Here is a 15,931-nt window from a genome sequence, read left to right as displayed (position 1 = left end):
CTGTCAGCCCTGATGCGATCCCTGTGGCTGCCTTGCCTGCGATGGGACGCAATGCGGCCCCAGTTGCTTGAGCGAGCAGCATTACCGGTTTACCGGGGCGTTTTCATTGGCCGCTCCATGCCCTCGGCGTGCAAGCCTGAACGGGCGATAAGTCCGCTGAATACCTGCCCAAACCCGCCGCCCACCCCCGCGTCCATCAGCCATGTCGCTTTTTGTCGCAGTCTTTTCTACGGCAATTGTTTCCATCATCTTCAAATGCGTAGCGTTACCGGCTAGTCTCGCAGGCATCCATATCGCCGTAGTCTTCCAACCAGAACGAGCCGGCCATGACAGAACTGTCCCGCACGCATGGATTCGCGACTCAGGCCTTGGGCCTGCTGGACGGGCGTTTCTTCCGGCCGCCATTGCCGGACGGGCACGTGCCGCGCCCGCGTTTGTGCCAGCGCTTGTACGCCGGCCTTGGTGGCCGCTTGCTGCTGGTCAATGCGCCGGCCGGCTTCGGCAAGAGCTCGCTGGCCATCGAGTTCTGCGAGTCGCTGCCCGATCACTGGCGCAGCCTCTGGCTGGGCCTGAGCCAGCGCGATGCCGACCCTGGGCGCTTTCTCGAGCGGCTGCTCGAAGGCCTGCAGCAGTACTGCCCGGCCTTGGGCGGCCAGGCCATGGGCCTGTTGAAAATGCGCCAGCGCCATCAGCCATTCGCCTTCGAAGAGTGGCTCGATGGCCTGCTCGACGAGCTGGCGCAGTACCTGCGTGCCGATACGCCGTTGCTGCTGGTGCTCGACGACTATCACCTGGCCCAGGGGCCGGTACTCGACCGCTGCCTGCAGTTTTTCCTCAACCATTTGCCGCCGGGCCTGGTGTTGCTGGTTACCAGTCGGCAGCGGCCGGACTGGCACCTGGCACGTCTGCGCCTGTCACGGCAGTTGGTCGAGCTCAACGAACAGGAGCTGCGGCTGACCGCCGAAGAAGCGCTGGCGGTGATCGGTCGCCAGCCCAACGGCTTGCGAGGCCAGGCGCTGGACAACCTGATCCAGCGCAGCGACGGGTGGGTGGCAGGGTTGCGCTTCTGGCAACTGGCGGTCAGCGAGAGCGCCGACGAGCAGGGCTTGCCACAGGCCCTGCACGGGGGCGAGGGCCTGATCCGCGACTATCTGCTCGAAGAGGTCATCGACATGCTGCCTGCCGACGTGCAGGCCTTCCTCGATGAAACCGCCTGCCAGGAGCGCTTCTGCGCCCCGCTGTGCGATGCGTTGCGGGGGCGCGACGACAGCGCCGCGATCCTGCGCTTCTTGCAGGCACACCAGGTGTTCCTGGTACCGCTGGACGAGCATGGCCACTGGTTCCGCTACCACCACCTGTTCTCCGACCTGCTGCGCAGCCGCCAGGCCAGTGAGCCACTGGCCGACCTGCACCTGCGTGCCTGCCGCTGGTTCGAGCGCCAGGGTTTGCTGGATGAAGCCGTGGAGCAGGCCCTGCGTGCCGGCCACCTCGACGTCGCTGCCGACCTGGTACAGAGCCTGTCCGAGGAACAACTGCTGGCCGAACAGAATGTCGGCATGCTGCTGCGCTGGAAGATGGACCTGCCCGACAGCCTGCTGATCAGTACCCCGCGGCTGATCGTGCTGTACAGCTGGGCGCTGGGCCTGGCCTGCCAGCTGGACGCGGCTGAAGAACTGGCAGGCCACCTCAGCCGCTTCCTGCCTGCACCTTCGGCGACCGCGCAAAAGTCCATGCTGGCACAGTGGCTGGCACTGAGCGGTGTCATCGCCCGTGGCCGCGGTGATCGTGACCGCACCCTGGCCTATTGTGGCGAAGCCCTGCATAGCCTGCCCGGCAAGCGCTATGGGCAGCGCCTGGTCTGTTTGTCGACGTTGTCCAACCTGGCGATTGCCGATGGCGACTTCTGGCGCGCCCGTGGCTGGAACCGTGAGGCGCTGGAGCTGGCCCAGCGGGTCGGCAACCCGTTGTTCGAGGCGTTGGCGCATTATGACCGGGCGCGGGTGTTGCACGCCCGTGGCGAGGTGCTGCGCGCACTGGATGAAGTGCGCCAGGGGCTGCAGCGTCTGCAAGGGCTCTCGGCGCAGCGGCTGTATGCGGTGCGCGCCCGCCTGACGCTGTATGAAGGCTACCTGCTGGTCTCGCGCCTGCAACCGGCCCAGGGCCGTGCACGCTTGCGCGCGGGGTTGGGCGAGGCACGTGCCTGCCGCGACATCAGCGTGCTTATCGGCCACTGCGTGATTGCCACCCTCGATGGGCGCGACGGGCAGTTCGCCGAGGCCTTTGCGGAACTGGCCGAGGCGGAACGGCTGATGCATATCTGGGATGTGCCGCCGGTTTACTACCTGGCCATGATCACCCTGGTCAAATGCGAGCTGTGGCTGGCCCAGGGGCGCGTCGACCTGGCCGAGTCCTGGTTGCTGCGCCTGGGCCAGACCTATGGCGGTGAGCAGCCGGCGGCGGCGCCAGAGTTTCACCCGCTGCTGCCGGTGCATATCGCCCTGCAGCATGCGCTGCTCGAACGTGTGCTGTCACGCCGCACAGAGGCGCTCGAGCGCCTGGCCGGGCTGGTCGAGCGCGGCCAGGCCAGCGGCGGCATGATGCTCACCGTCAGCGCGCTCAGCCAGTGGATGCTGCTGTTGCTGGACGAAGGCCGCGATGGCCAGGCCGCGCAATTGTTGCCTGGCTTGCTGGAGGCTGCACGCGGGGGCGTGCTGCAACCGTTCCAGCCGTTGCTGCAACGGCACCCGCAGTGGCTGCAGGAGCAGTTGCTGGCCAGGGCCGGCTGCCCGGTGCAGGTCGACCTGCTGGGGCATTTGCCAGCGTTGCCAAGCGCCCCATGCGGTAGCAGCGAGGCCCTGAGCGGGCGGGAGCTGGCTGTGCTCGAACTGATCGCCCAAGGTTGCTCCAACCAGCAGATCAGCGAGCGCTTGTTCATTTCCTTGCACACGGTCAAAACCCACGCCAGCCATATCAACAGCAAGCTGGGCGTGGAGCGGCGGACCCAGGCGGTGGCCAAGGCCAAGTCACTGGGGTTGCTGGCGTAGTGCTGGCGGTGCTGGCTACCGCCCGTTAAAGTAATGGCCTCGGGCCATGTTCGCGGCCGATAATGCTCGATGCTCATCTTTCCCGGCCAACTGCCGATACAGCGATCGGTGGCATCGCCTCGCGCGATTTTTCAATCATTCCAGGGCAGGTCGTGTTGATGCTGCAGTACGGGCAAAAGAGCTTTCTGATCGTCGACGATTTCACCGACTTTCGCACGTCGACCCGGTCCATGTTGCGCGAGTTGGGTGTGCGCGACGTCGACACTGCCGACAGCGGCGAGCAGGCGCTGCGCATGTGCGCGCAGAAGCGCTATGACTTCATCCTGCAGGACTTCCACCTGGGCGATGGCAAGAAGAATGGCCAGCAGGTACTCGAAGACCTGATCATCGACAAGCACATCAGCCATGAGTGCGTGTTCATCATGGTCACCGCCGAGAGCAGCCAGGCCATCGTTCTCAGTGCCATCGAGCACGAGCCCGACGCCTACCTGACCAAGCCGTTCAACCGGGTGGGGCTGGCCCAGCGGGTCGAGAAGCTGTTCCAGCGCAAAACCCTGCTCAAGCCGATATTGCAGGCGCTGGACCGCAACCGCCCGGGCGAGGTGCTGGCGGCATGCGCCGAGCTGTGCAAAAGGGACCCGCGCCTGGCACCCCTGTGCCTGCGCTACCGGGCCGATGCCTTGCGCAACCTCAACCGCTTCGATGAGCTGGAGAAATTCCTCAAGGCCATTCTAGCCAGCCGCCCGCAACCGTGGGTGTACGCGGCGCTGGGGGCCTTGATGCACAAACGTGGCCAGAATGCCCAGGCCCAGGGCGTCTACGAGCAGGCGCTCAAAGCCTTCCCGATCATGCCAGCCTTGTACGATGGCATGGCCGAAGTGCTGGTGGCCCAAGGCGAGAGCAAGCGTGCGCAGAGCCTGCTGGAAGAGGCTGTGCGCCTGTCGCCACTGTCGGTGCGGCGGCAGTCGACCCTGGGCAAGCTGGCGCTGGAAAACGAAGACTTCGAAAGCGCTTCCAAGGCCTTCCGCCATGCGGTGAACCAAGGGCAGAGTTCGCGCTACAAAGACCCGGAAAACAACCTGGGCCTGGTGCAGGCGCTGATGAGCAAGAATGCAGGCTTTGGCCTGGATGCCCGTACCCGCGTCGAGATCAACACCACGCTCAGCGAAGTGGCCAAGGAAAACCCCGAAGACCAAGGCTTGCAGGTGCGTGCGCGGATGATGAAGGCCGCCAGCCTGCAGCAGGCCGGTGACCCGGAGACGGCTGCCAAGCTGACCGATCAGGCCATTCTGCGCCTGGACAAGATGAACCAGTTCTTCTCGGTCGATTCGGCCCTCACCGTCGCCGCGCAGTTGCAGGCGATGGGCCAGGAAGCCGCCGCCATCGGCGTACTGAAAAGCTGTGTGGAAAGTTATGGCGATGACCCCAAGGTCATGGAAAAAGTGGGCAAGCTGACGGACGACCCGAGTGTGCTCAACGCCATTACCGAAGCGGTCACCCTCAATCGCCAGGGTGTGCGCAGTTACCAGGGAGGGCAGCTCGGCGAGGCGTTGCAACTGTTCCGCAAGGCGCTGGGTCTACAGCCCAGGAACATCAGCATCGCCCTGAACACCGCCCAGGCGCTGCTGCGCATTGGTGGTGAAACCCCCCAGCCCGCGATCATGCAGGAATGCCGCGACGCCTTGACCAGCGTGGCCGGTATCCCTGCCAGCGACAATCGCTATGACCGTTACCGCAAACTGCACATCCGAGTGTTCGGCGCATGAATCAAGACAATCAGGGGCTGGATTTTTCCACGGTGATCGCCTCCACCGTGCACGACCTCAAAAGCTCCCTGGCGGCGTTGATCCAGTGCCACGGCCAGTGGGTGGAGCGCCTGCCCGAGGAACTGCGCGGCGGGGCCGAGCAAGGGATCATGGAGCACGAGTTTCGTCACCTCAACGGCATGCTGGTGCAGCTGCTGGGGTTGTACAAGCTTGGTGTGAACCAACTGCCGGTGTGCCCGGACTACCACGAACTGGACGACTTCATCGAGGCCCAGCTGGCGGCGCATGAGGAAGTGCTCAAGCACAACGATATTCTCGCCACCTGGCGCATCGACACGGATAACCCGCTGGGTTTCTTCGACCGCGAGCTGGTGGCCTCGGTGATCGCCAACGTCATCACCAATGCCACCCGCTTTGCCGGGCATGCCTTGTTGATCAGCATCGAGGAGGCTGACAACCAGTTGGCCATTTGCGTGAACGATGACGGCCCCGGTTATCCACAGCGCATGCTTGACCGCCAGGAGGAATATACCCAGGGTATCGACTCGACCAGCGGCAGCACCGGCCTGGGGCTGTACTTTGCTGCACGCATTGCGGCGCTGCATGAAAGTGGCGGGGTCCGTGGGCGCATCGAGATCTCCAATGGCGGTGCACTGGGCGGTGGCTTGTTCAAGTTGTTTCTGCCGTAGGGATTGGGGTGCACCTGCCGGCTTTTCCTGGCAGGCTTTGCGCAGAACCCCAGCTTTACCTGCGAGAACACCATGACCCAAGCCCTGCCTGCGCTCATCCGCGAAACCTTCCCTGTCGGGCCTTTGCAGTGCAACTGCACGCTCATCGGCGACCCGTTGAGCAAAAAGGCCATCGTCGTCGACCCGGGCGGTGATCCAGACAAGATCCTGGCCCGCCTGCAGGCCCATGGCCTGACGCTGGTGAGCATCATCCACACCCACGCCCACTTCGATCATTTCCTCGCCTCGGGCAAGCTCAAAGCGCTGACCGGCGCCACGCTGCATCTGCACAAGGCCGACCAGGCGCTGTGGGACAACCTGGAGATGCAGTGCCAGATGTTCGGCGTGCCCTACACCCCGGTGCCGTCGCCTGATCGCTGGCTGGCCGATGATGAAGAACTGGCGTGCGGCTGCGGCGTGGCCTTGCATACACCCGGGCACACGCCTGGCTCGATGAGCTTCTGGTTCGCCGACGCCAAGCTGTTGATCGCAGGTGACACCTTGTTCCGCCGGGGCATAGGCCGCACCGATTTGTGGGGTGGCGACCAGCGGGCTATCGTGCGCTCGATCAAGGAGCGGCTGTACCGGCTGGACGAGGAGGCCACCGTGGTCACCGGCCATGGGCCTGATACCCGGCTGGGTGACGAGATGCGCGAAAACCCGTTCGTGCGTGCCTGATGGCACATGAAGGCGCTTTCATGGAATTTTTCGTTGCCGGTGCGTTCCAAGGCTGGCATAGATGCATTTGCGATCTGTCGCATTCATGAATTGAGTAGGAGCTTGTCCATGTTCACCATGCGTCGTCTGATTATCGTCGCAACTGCCGCTGCCCTGATGACCGGCTGTGCCAGTCAGAACCCTTACGACAACCAAGGGCAGGCGCAGGGCTCTACTGGGATGAGCAAGACTGCCAAGTACGGTGGCCTGGGTGCGCTGGCCGGTGCGATCGCCGGTGCCGCCATCGACCACAACAACCGTGGCAAGGGCGCCCTGATCGGCGCTGCCGCCGTGGGCGCTGCCGCCGCCGGTTATGGCTACTACGCCGACAAGCAGGAAGCCGAGCTGCGCGCACAAATGGCCAACACCGGTGTGGAAGTGCAGCGCCAGGGTGACCAGATCAAGCTGATCATGCCGGGCAACATCACCTTCGCCACCGATTCGGCCAACATCGCGCCAAGCTTCTACCAGCCGCTGAACAACCTCGCCAGCTCGTTCAAGCAGTTCAACCAGAACACCATCGAAGTGGTCGGTTTCACCGACAGCACCGGCAGCCGCCAGCACAACATGGACCTGTCCCAGCGCCGGGCGCAGGCCGTCAGCACCTACCTGACTTCGCAGGGTGTGGACAGCTCGCGCCTGTCGGTACGTGGCATGGGCCCGGACCAGCCGATCGCCAGCAACGCCGATGCCAATGGCCGCGCGCAGAACCGCCGTGTCGAAGTGAACCTGAAGCCGATTCCAGGCCAGCAGTATGACCAGCAGCAGGGCCAGGTGCAGCAGTATCCCTGAATAGGCATGGGGGCCGCGTTGCGGCCCCGTTTGTTTCAGCGCCCTACGCTGGCCTGAATCGCCGTGAGGGCAATGGTATGGACGATATCGTCCACCTGCGCCCCGCGTGGCAGGTCGTTCACCGGCTTGCGCAGGCCCTGCAGCATTGGCCCCAGGCTGACCCCGTCGGCACTGCGCTGCACCGCCTTGTGCGTGGTATTGCCGGTGTTCAGGTCGGGGAATACGAAGACCGTGGCGCGCCCGGCCACCTGGCTGGTGGGCGCCAAGTCCCGGGCAATTGCCGGGTTGGCTGCAGCGTCGTATTGCAGCGGCCCATCGATCAGCAAGCCTTGCGTGGCGGCCTGCGCCAGGCGGGTCGCCTCGCGCACTTTCCCCACTTCCTCATCGCTGGCCGAATCGCTTGAATAACTGATCATCGCCACCCGTGGCGCGATGCCGAAGGCTTGCGCCGATTCGGCACTTTGCCGGGCGATCTCCGCCAGTTCGGCGGCACTTGGGTGAGGGTTCATCACGCAGTCGCCGTACACCAGTACCTGCTCGGGGAACAGCATGAAGAACACCGACGATACCAGGCTCGCCCCCGGCGCGGTCTTGATCAACTGCAGGGCAGGGCGGATGGTGTTGGCGGTGGAATGCACCAGCCCCGACACCAGGCCGTCCACCTCATCCAGGGCCAGCATCATGGTGCCGATCACCACCGGGTCTTCCAGTTGCTGCTCGGCCATCGGCGCGTTGAGGTTCTTGCTTTTGCGCAGCTCCACCATCGGCTCCACATAGCGCCCGCGAATCAGCTCCGGGTCCAGTATTTCCAGGCCTGGTGGCAGGGTGATGCCCTGCGCGCGGGCGACGGCGTCGACATCTTCGGGCTTGGCCAGCAGCACGCAGCGGGCGATGCCACGGGCCTGGCAGATGGCCGCTGCCTGCACCAGCAGCGGCTCTGCACCTTCTGGCAGAACGATGCGCTTGTTTGCCTGCTGCGCGCGCTGGATCAATTGGTAGCGGAACACCGCCGGCGACAGGCGCAGCTCGCGCGGGGTGCCGCAACGTTGGTGCAGCCAGGCTGCGTCGAGGTGGCTGGCGACAAAGTCGGTGATGAACTCGGCGCGTTCGCGGTCGTCCACCGGGATTTCCCGGTTGAGCGAATTGAGCTGGTTGGCGGTGTCGTACGAACCGGTACTGACCGACAGGATCGGCAGGCCCGCCTGCAGCGCGCCGCGGCACAGCCCGAGGATGCGAGCGTCCGGTTTGCTGTCACTGGTCAACAACAGGCCGGCCAGCGGTACGCCATTGATCGCAGCCAGGCTGACGGCCAGGATGATGTCGTCGCGGTCGCCCGGTGTGACGACCAAGGTGCCGGAGGTGAGCAGTGGCACGGTATTGGCCACGGTGCGCGCGCAGATGATGATCTTGCTCATGCGCCGTTGTTCGTAATCGCCGGCATTGAGCACCTGGGCGCCAAGCAACTCGGCCACGTCGCGGGTGCGCGGTGCGTTCAGCTCGGGTTGATAGGGGATGCAGCCCAGCAGGCGAAAGTCATTGCCGCGCAGCAGCGGCGAGTGTTCGCGCAGGCGGGTGGCGAAGTCGGCCATGCTTTCGTCGGTGCGGACCTTGTTGAGGATCACCCCCAGTACTTTCGGGTCGCGTGGGCCGCCGAACAGTTGCGCCTGCAGTTCGACCCGCCCGGACAGCTCGCTGAGCACTTCGTTTTCCGGCGCCGAGACCAGGATCACCTCGGCATCCAGGCTCTTGGCCAGGTGCAGGTTGACCCGCGCGGCATAGCTGGCGTGGCGCGTGGGCACCATGCCTTCGACCACGACCACGTCATTGCCGATGCAGGCTTGCTGGTAAAGCCGGATGATTTCTTCCAGCAGTTCGTCCAGTTGGCCATCGCCGAGCATGCGCTCGACCTGGGCCAGGCTCATCGGCACGGGGGGCTTGATGCCGTGGGTACGGGCGACCAGTTCGCTGGAGCGTTCGGGGCCGGTGTCGCCCGGGTGGGGCTGGGCGATGGGCTTGAAGAAACCCACCTTCAGCCCGGCCCGTTCCAGGGTACGCACCAGGCCCAGGCTGATCGACGTCAGGCCGACACCAAAGTCGGTCGGCGCAATGAAAAATGTCTGCATGCGTGCTTCTCGAAATAAGCGGTGCAAGAAATTAACGGCCAAGGGTAGCGCTATCGGCCCCTTGTGCGCACCAGCCACATGCGAACGGCTGGCCGATACGCTGCAGGCGCTGGGCCGGGTCGAGCACCCACGGGCGTGCCTGCCACGGCGGTTGGTGGCGCAGGTGCTGGGTGTGGCCGCAGGACAGCTCGGCTACCCAGTGGCCTTCTTCGTCCTGGTGAAAGCCGATGATCCGACTGATGGACCGTTGCTGCACCCCAGTGCGTTCGCAATCGGGCGATGGCTTGGTTACACTGGTGCGCTCTACATTCTTTTGCAAAAGGTCTTGCCCCATGCTGATCGCCGCCAACAAGGCTGTCTCCATCGACTATACCCTGACCAACGACGCCGGGGAGACCATCGACAGCTCCGCCGGTGGCGCGCCGCTGGTTTACCTGCACGGTGCCGGCAACATCATCCCAGGCCTGGAAAAAGCCCTGGAAGGCAAGCAAGCCGGTGACGAACTGGAAGTTGCCATCGAGCCGGAAGACGCCTACGGCGAATACCTGGCCGAGCTGGTCAGCACCCTGAACCGCAGCCTGTTCGAAGGCGTCGACCAGCTGGAAGTGGGTATGCAGTTCCACGCTTCGGCGCCGGATGGCCAGATGCAGATCGTGACCATCCGCGACGTGGACGGCGACGACATCACCGTTGACGGCAACCACCCGCTGGCTGGCCAGCGGCTGAACTTCAAGGTCAAGGTCGTCAACGTGCGTGACGCCAGCGACGAAGAAATCGCTCACCGTCACATCCACGGTGAAGGTGGCCATCACCACTGATTTTCTGCGCTAAGCTCAGAAAGTCGCCAGGCGCTCGGGCAAGCCGATCTGCCTTCCTACGGGAGGTGGGCGGTTTGAACGGGCGCCTTTTTAGTGGGCGCGATTTGCCTGCGCGGCAACCCGGAAGCTGAGAGGGGGTTCATCATGAGTGCATTTCACGAGCTGAAACTGGAGGCGCTGAACGGCGGCGAGCTGCCCCTCGCACCGTTCAAGGGCCAAGTGGTGCTGGTGGTCAACGTCGCTTCCAAGTGTGGTCTCACGCCGCAATACAAGGCCCTGGAAAACCTCTATCAGGTTTACAAGGACAAGGGCTTCAATGTGCTTGGCCTGCCGTGCAACCAGTTTGCCGGGCAAGAGCCGGGCAGTGAAAAGGAAATCCAGGACTTCTGCAGCTTGAACTACGGGGTGAGCTTCCCGCTGGCGGGCAAGCTGGAGGTCAACGGGGCGCAGCGCCATTCGCTGTATCGCCTGCTGGCGGGCGAGGGCGCCGAGTTCCCCGGCGACATTACCTGGAACTTCGAAAAGTTTCTGGTGGGCAAGGACGGCCGAGTGCTGGCGCGTTTTTCTCCCCGCACGGCGCCAGATGACCCGGCGGTGGTGCAGGCCATCGAGAAAGCGTTGGCCTGATGCGGCCCCTCTGTAGGCGCGGCCTTGTGTCGCGATCGGGCTGCAGAGCAGCCCCTCGATAGTTGCAACAATGCCGATATCCGGGGGCCGCCTTGCGGCCTGATCGCGACACGAGGCCGCTCCTACACAGATCGCGTAGCACCCAGCCTCGAAGCAGGTGAAGTCGCAGCCTGGTTCCGGGCTGCGTGCAGATACCCCTCGAACTGCTCGACAATCGCCGGCCAGCCCTGGCGGCTGGCATGCTGCCGCGCATTCAGGCGCACGCGACGTAGCGTTTCCTCTTCCTCCAGCAGCCAGCAGGCGGCATCGATGAATGCGGGCTGGTCGCCCGGCATGGCCAGCGCACCGTTGTGGCCATGGCGGATATGTTGCGCAGCTGCCGCCTGGTCACAGGCAACCACCGCCAACCCCGAAGCCATGGCCTCGAGCACTACGTTGCCGAAGGTTTCGGTTGTGCTGGGGAACAGGAACAGGTCGCCACTGGCGTAGTGTTGTGCCAACACTTCGCCGCGCTGGGCGCCGCAGAAGAGCGCCTCGGGGAGCTGCTGCTGGAGGGCGGCGCGCTGTGGGCCGTCACCCACCAGAACAAGGCGCAGGCGTTTCTGTGGATAGGTTTGCTGCAAGGCCTGCAGGCAAGGCTGTAGCAGGCGAAGGTTCTTTTCTGCCGCCAAGCGCCCGACGTACAGCACGGCGATGTCGTCTGCACCCAGCCCCCAGCTTTCGCGCAAAGCCTGGCTGCGCCGGGCCGGGTTGAACAGGCAGGCGTCGACCCCGCGGGCCAGCAACCCCAGGTGCTGGAAGCCGCGGCGCTCAAGCTCAAGGCGCTGGCTTGCGCTGGGCACCAGGGTGACCGCCGTGCGCCGGTGGAACCAGCGCAGGTAGAGGGTGAGCAAGCGGCTCAGCAAACCCAGGCCGTAGTAGCCGGAGTACTGCGGGAATTTGGCGTTGAAGCCACTGACCACCGCCAGCCCCAGGCGCCGGGCAGCGCGCAGCGCGCTCAGCCCGAGCGGCCCCTCGGTGGCGATGTAGAGCACGTCCGGGCGCTGCCGGCGCCAGCGGCGTAGCAGCGTGTGCATCGACACCTCGCCCCATTGCAAGCCTGGGTAACCCGGCAGGCCCCAACCGCGGCACAGCACCAGCTGTGGATTGTGCTGTGCGTGGTTATCGCCGGCCTGGCGTGGGCGTACCAGCTCAACCTGATGGCCGCGCTGGCGCAACCCTTCGCTCAAGCGCCCAAGGGTGTTGGCCACGCCGTTGATTTCGGGTGGGAAGGTCTCGCTGACGAGGGCGATGCGTAGCGCAGGTGTGTTCATGGCAAAAGTTTCTGCCTGCACGATTGCGTCAATGTGACGGTCACGTGGCGCGCAGGTGACAGCTGACCATCGGCTTGTGCAGCGTGCAGATTATTTCCTGGTGCGCCGCTCAAGGGGCCGTGCCGTCGGCCGATGAAGATGCATTCGACCACCTGTTGCGCTTCAGGAGAGCGGTGATGTTCAACAACAAGCTCAAGCAAGAAAACCGGCAACTGCGCGAAGACCTGATGTGTATCGAACAGGTCAAGAGCAGCCTCGACAGCGAGATGCTGGTGCTGCAACTCGACCCCCAGGGACGGATCGAGATGGTCAATGGCAACTTCGAGAGCGAGATGCTCTACCGGGCCGACCAACTGCTTGGACGCAACATCGAGGACATCGTCCCCGCCCATGTGCGATCGCTGGACTTCTACCAGCGGATGAAAGCCGCCATCACTCGTGGCGAGCACCTGAACGGCGCGTTTCGCCTGTTGCGCGGCAATGGCCAGGAAGCCTGGCTGCGCTCGATCCTGCAGCCGGTCAAGAACAGCGAGGGGCGCATTCGGTACTTCACCCTGCATTCCAGCGACCTGACCCGCACCATCGAGGCTTCGCGTGAACATGAGAGCCTGATCAAGGCGCTGATGCGCTCCACGGCGGTCATCGAGTTCGACCTCGACGGTAACGTCCTCACCGCCAACGAGCGCTTCCTGGCCACGGTCGGCTATCGCCTGGAGCAGATTCGCGGCAAGCACCATCGTCTGTTCTGCACGCCGGAAGAGGCCAACTCAACCGCTTACCAGGCGTTCTGGGACAGGCTGCGTCGTGGCGAGTACGTGGCTGACCGCTTCAAGCGCATCGATGCCCACGGCCGGGTGGTCTGGTTGGAGGCCTCCTACAACCCGATCTTCGATGCCCACGACGTGCTGTACAAGGTGGTCAAATTCGCCACCGTGATCACCGACCAGGTCAACCAGGAACAGGCGGTAGCCGAAGCGGCGGATGTCGCCTACACCACCTCGCTGGGCACCGATGCCAGCGCGCGCAAGGCTACCGAGGTGGTCACCCAGAGTGTCAGCGTGATGCGCGGCCTGGAAGCTTCGATGCAAGAGGCGGCCGAGGGTATCCAGGCGCTGGACACGCAGTCGCGGGTGATCGGCTCGATCATCAAGACCATCAGCGATATTGCCGGGCAGACCAACCTGTTGGCGCTCAACGCGGCCATCGAGGCCGCCCGTGCGGGCGAGCAGGGGCGCGGGTTTGCCGTGGTTGCCGACGAAGTCCGGCAACTGGCCTCGCGTACCAGCAGCGCCACCGAGGAAATCGCACGGGTGGTGCAGCAGAACGAGCAGTTGGCGCAAGCGGCGGTGACGATCATCGACACCAGCAAGCGCCAAGCCGAACAGGGGCTGGCGCTAGCCGATCAGACGGGCAACGTGATTGTCGAGATCCAGGACGGGGCGAAGCGGGTGGTGGACGTGGTTGGGCAGTTTTCCAGCCGCTTGGGCCACTGACGCCCAGTGCTTGCGCGCTGCGCTGGCATTTGGGCGTTTGCTGGCTTGGGCAAGGTTATCGCCAGCCCATCGCCCATACTTGCGCATCGCGCAGCAGCCGCCAGTCCAGCCACTGGCTGCGGCCGCTGTGCACCGCCTGCAATTCCACCCGCAGCAGGACGCCCGTCTCGTCGTGCTCCAGGTCGGTGATCAGAAAATGTTTCTCGCGGTTCACCGGGTGGGTGGCCGTCCATTTGGACAGCTTGAGTTTGGCGGGGTTGAAGCGGTTCATCGGAAGCTCCTGTTGCCGGATCATGCGCTTGGGTTGCCTGGCTTGCTGACGCGGATGTCGCCCTTTTCCCGCACCCAGAAGAGGGTAGCGCCGGCCACCGCCGCCGGCATCATCAGCACGTTCACCCCCGGGATCAGCAACGCCAGGTACGTCACCCCGCCAAAGCCCAGGCTCTGCCAGCGCTTCTGGCGCAGCCAGGCCAGCATGTCCTGCCAGCTCATCTTGTTGTTGTCGGCCGGGTAGTCGATGTACTGGATGGCCATCATCCATACGCCGAAGATCAGCCACAGCGGCGCGGCTACCACGTTGACCACCGGAACCAGTGAGAGGATGAACAGGCCGATGGCCCGTGGCAGGAAGTAGCCCAGCTTGCGCATTTCGCGACTGAGCGTGCGCGGTACCATTGCCACCAGTTCGCCCCAGCTGAACGCCGGGAAGTTGTCTTCGCCACGTACAACCACTTCAACCTTTTCGGCGAGAAAACCGTTGAACGGCGCGGCGATGACGTTGGCGACCAGCGTGAAGGTGAAGAACACCATCAACACCACCAAGGCGACGAACAGCGGCCAGAGGATGTAGGTAAGGAAGCTCAGCCAGCTCGGCAAGCTTGGCATCAGGGCATCCACCCAGAGGCTGAACTGATGGCCGGCGAAGTAGATCAGGCCACCGAACAGCAGCAGATTGACCGCCAGCGGCAGCAGCACGAATAAGCGCAGGTTGGGGCTGAGCACCAGTTTCAGGCCTTCGCGCAGGTATTGGGGGCCAGAGAGGACAGGGGCTTGCATCAAGGTACTCCGCAGAGAAGGGAAACGCGCTGACCTTACCGAGTTTGGCGTGCCGACGAAAGGCAGCGTGGGGTCGGGAAACCGGCTGTAACAAAAGCATCGACAGTATGATCACCGATGAAATCGCAGCATAGACGATGCCTATGAGGTGGATTGTCGAAGGATATTTCCTTAATCTTTGCGACCTCGCTACAGTGCGTTCACCTTTCCGCTTTCCGGGCCTGCGCGTTGTAGCCTTCCCCAAGTGCTGCGTGGGTCCTTTTAAATTTTCCAGCTGGCGCCGCCGGTGTATCGACATCGGCCCGCTCGACAGGAGTTCGACATGTCTGAAGTACGTCATTCGCGCGTCATCATTCTGGGTTCCGGCCCTGCCGGTTACAGCGCTGCGGTGTATGCCGCCCGTGCCAACCTCAAGCCGCTGCTGATCACCGGCATGCAGGCCGGCGGCCAGCTGACCACCACTACCGAAGTTGACAACTGGCCGGGCGACCCGCACGGCCTGACTGGCCCGGCTCTGATGCAGCGTATGCAGGAGCATGCCGAGCGTTTCGAAACCGAGATCGTCTTCGACCACATCAATGCTGTCGACCTGGCCAACAAGCCATTTACCCTGCAGGGTGACAGCGGCAAGTACACCTGCGACGCACTGATCATCGCCACTGGCGCCAGCGCCCGCTACCTGGGCCTGCCGTCGGAAGAAACCTTCATGGGCAAGGGCGTTTCGGCCTGCGCTACCTGCGACGGGTTCTTCTACCGCAACAAGCCGGTCGCTGTGGTGGGCGGTGGCAACACTGCCGTGGAAGAGGCCTTGTACCTGGCCAATATCGCCAGCAAGGTGACCCTGGTGCACCGCCGCGAAACCTTCCGCGCCGAGAAGATCCTGGTCGACAAGCTCAACGCCCGCGTGGCCGAAGGCAAGATCGAGCTCAAGCTCAACGCCACCCTGGACGAAGTACTGGGTGACAACATGGGTGTGACCGGTGCGCGCCTGAAGAACAACGACGGCAGCAGCGATGAAATCAAGGTCGATGGCGTGTTCATCGCCATTGGCCATACCCCGAACACGTCGCTGTTCGAAGGCCAGCTGACTCTCAAGGACGGCTACCTGGTGGTCAACGGCGGCCGTGAAGGCAATGCTACCGCCACCAATGTCGAAGGCGTATTCGCGGCAGGTGACGTGGCCGACCACGTGTACCGCCAGGCGATTACCTCGGCCGGTGCTGGCTGCATGGCAGCGCTGGACGTCGAGCGCTACCTGGACGGGTTGGCCAACGCCTCGTTCTGATTTGCCAAGCGCACGGGGGCCACGCGCCCCCAACTGAAAACCGGCTCGCCGCAGCATCTTCAGCGCCTGTGAGTTTGAGCGCCGCCCGCGCGGCGCATCGCGAGCTGCGCTCGCTCCTACGTTTGTTTCGGGCCAGTAATCCCTGTGCCCATCGCGCGCGACCGTCTTG

At 64.0% G+C, this 15,931-nt stretch carries 14 protein-coding genes and 1 pseudogene; 10 read left to right on the top strand and 5 right to left on the bottom strand.

Annotation, left to right across the window (positions count from 1 at the left end; all coding sequences use genetic code 11):
- Nucleotides 1-326: 326 nt before the first annotated feature.
- The 5 genes from G1E_RS12990 (at nucleotide 327) to G1E_RS12970 (ending at nucleotide 7,047) form a co-directional block, all read left to right on the top strand.
- Nucleotides 327-3,044, top strand: coding sequence for a LuxR C-terminal-related transcriptional regulator (locus G1E_RS12990; protein ID WP_029887744.1), 2,718 nt, complete (start codon nucleotides 327-329; stop codon nucleotides 3,042-3,044).
- A gap of 158 nt (nucleotides 3,045-3,202) precedes the next feature.
- Nucleotides 3,203-4,810: a response regulator gene (locus G1E_RS12985; RefSeq protein ID WP_009682687.1), complete on the top strand. Its 1,608-nt coding sequence runs from the start codon at nucleotides 3,203-3,205 to the stop codon at nucleotides 4,808-4,810.
- Nucleotides 4,807-5,499, top strand: coding sequence for a sensor histidine kinase KdpD (locus tag G1E_RS12980; RefSeq protein WP_009682688.1), 693 nt, complete (start codon nucleotides 4,807-4,809; stop codon nucleotides 5,497-5,499). Before G1E_RS12985 ends, G1E_RS12980 begins: the two co-directional genes overlap by 4 nt.
- 72 nt (nucleotides 5,500-5,571) lie before the next feature.
- Nucleotides 5,572-6,216 (top strand): MBL fold metallo-hydrolase, encoded by a 645-nt coding sequence (locus G1E_RS12975; protein WP_029887745.1) that lies wholly within the window; start codon nucleotides 5,572-5,574, stop codon nucleotides 6,214-6,216.
- A 108-nt stretch (nucleotides 6,217-6,324) separates the two neighbouring features.
- Nucleotides 6,325-7,047 (top strand): OmpA family protein, encoded by a 723-nt coding sequence (locus G1E_RS12970; protein WP_029887746.1) that lies wholly within the window; start codon nucleotides 6,325-6,327, stop codon nucleotides 7,045-7,047.
- A gap of 35 nt (nucleotides 7,048-7,082) precedes the next feature.
- Here G1E_RS12970 and pta read toward each other — a convergent pair whose 3' ends face one another.
- Both pta and G1E_RS12960 read right to left on the bottom strand, forming a co-directional pair.
- Entirely contained in the window at nucleotides 7,083-9,170 is a 2,088-nt protein-coding gene (gene pta, locus G1E_RS12965; protein WP_029887747.1) for a phosphate acetyltransferase, read from the bottom strand.
- Between the two features lie 31 nt (nucleotides 9,171-9,201).
- The gene (locus G1E_RS12960) at nucleotides 9,202-9,504 is read right to left on the bottom strand and encodes a DUF3565 domain-containing protein (protein ID WP_009682694.1); all 303 of its coding nucleotides are present in this window, start codon (nucleotides 9,502-9,504) and stop codon (nucleotides 9,202-9,204) included.
- Here G1E_RS12960 and G1E_RS12955 point away from each other — a divergent pair.
- Nucleotides 9,503-9,988, top strand: a complete 486-nt coding sequence (locus G1E_RS12955; protein ID WP_029887748.1) for a peptidylprolyl isomerase — start codon at nucleotides 9,503-9,505, stop codon at nucleotides 9,986-9,988. The genes G1E_RS12960 and G1E_RS12955 overlap by 2 nt on opposite strands.
- 144 nt (nucleotides 9,989-10,132) lie before the next feature.
- Entirely contained in the window at nucleotides 10,133-10,615 is a 483-nt protein-coding gene (locus tag G1E_RS12950; RefSeq protein ID WP_009682696.1) for a glutathione peroxidase, read from the top strand.
- Between the two features lie 122 nt (nucleotides 10,616-10,737).
- Here G1E_RS12950 and G1E_RS12945 read toward each other — a convergent pair whose 3' ends face one another.
- Entirely contained in the window at nucleotides 10,738-11,928 is a 1,191-nt protein-coding gene (locus G1E_RS12945; RefSeq protein ID WP_009682697.1) for a glycosyltransferase family 1 protein, read from the bottom strand.
- 176 nt (nucleotides 11,929-12,104) lie between these two features.
- On the opposite strand from G1E_RS12945, the pseudogene G1E_RS30220 reads away from it, so the two are divergent.
- Nucleotides 12,105-12,881: pseudogene (locus G1E_RS30220) on the top strand (PAS domain-containing protein); the annotation flags it as partial.
- A gap of 108 nt (nucleotides 12,882-12,989) precedes the next feature.
- On the top strand, nucleotides 12,990-13,421 hold the full coding sequence (locus tag G1E_RS30215; protein ID WP_370649550.1) for a methyl-accepting chemotaxis protein: 432 nt from the start codon (nucleotides 12,990-12,992) through the stop codon (nucleotides 13,419-13,421).
- Between the two features lie 55 nt (nucleotides 13,422-13,476).
- Here the strand turns inward: G1E_RS30215 and G1E_RS12935 are convergent, their stop codons facing one another.
- Nucleotides 13,477-13,692 carry a TIGR02450 family Trp-rich protein gene (locus G1E_RS12935; protein WP_047149869.1) on the bottom strand — a complete coding sequence of 72 codons (216 nt, stop codon included), beginning with the start codon at nucleotides 13,690-13,692 and terminating at the stop codon, nucleotides 13,477-13,479.
- Nucleotides 13,693-13,712: 20 nt separating this feature from the next.
- The gene (gene cysZ / locus G1E_RS12930) at nucleotides 13,713-14,477 is read right to left on the bottom strand and encodes a sulfate transporter CysZ (RefSeq protein WP_009682700.1); all 765 of its coding nucleotides are present in this window, start codon (nucleotides 14,475-14,477) and stop codon (nucleotides 13,713-13,715) included.
- A 322-nt stretch (nucleotides 14,478-14,799) separates the two neighbouring features.
- Between cysZ and trxB the strand changes: the two genes are divergently transcribed.
- Nucleotides 14,800-15,762 carry a thioredoxin-disulfide reductase gene (trxB, locus tag G1E_RS12925; protein WP_003247318.1) on the top strand — a complete coding sequence of 321 codons (963 nt, stop codon included), beginning with the start codon at nucleotides 14,800-14,802 and terminating at the stop codon, nucleotides 15,760-15,762.
- Nucleotides 15,763-15,931: the final 169 nt, after the last annotated feature.

Origin of the sequence: Pseudomonas sp. TJI-51 (assembly GCF_000190455.2) — a bacterium.
In the GTDB taxonomy this organism is placed as follows: domain Bacteria; phylum Pseudomonadota; class Gammaproteobacteria; order Pseudomonadales; family Pseudomonadaceae; genus Aquipseudomonas; species Aquipseudomonas juntendi.
The sequence above is the reverse complement of the archived record's forward strand: the minus strand, read 5'-3'. Positions and strand labels throughout refer to the sequence as shown.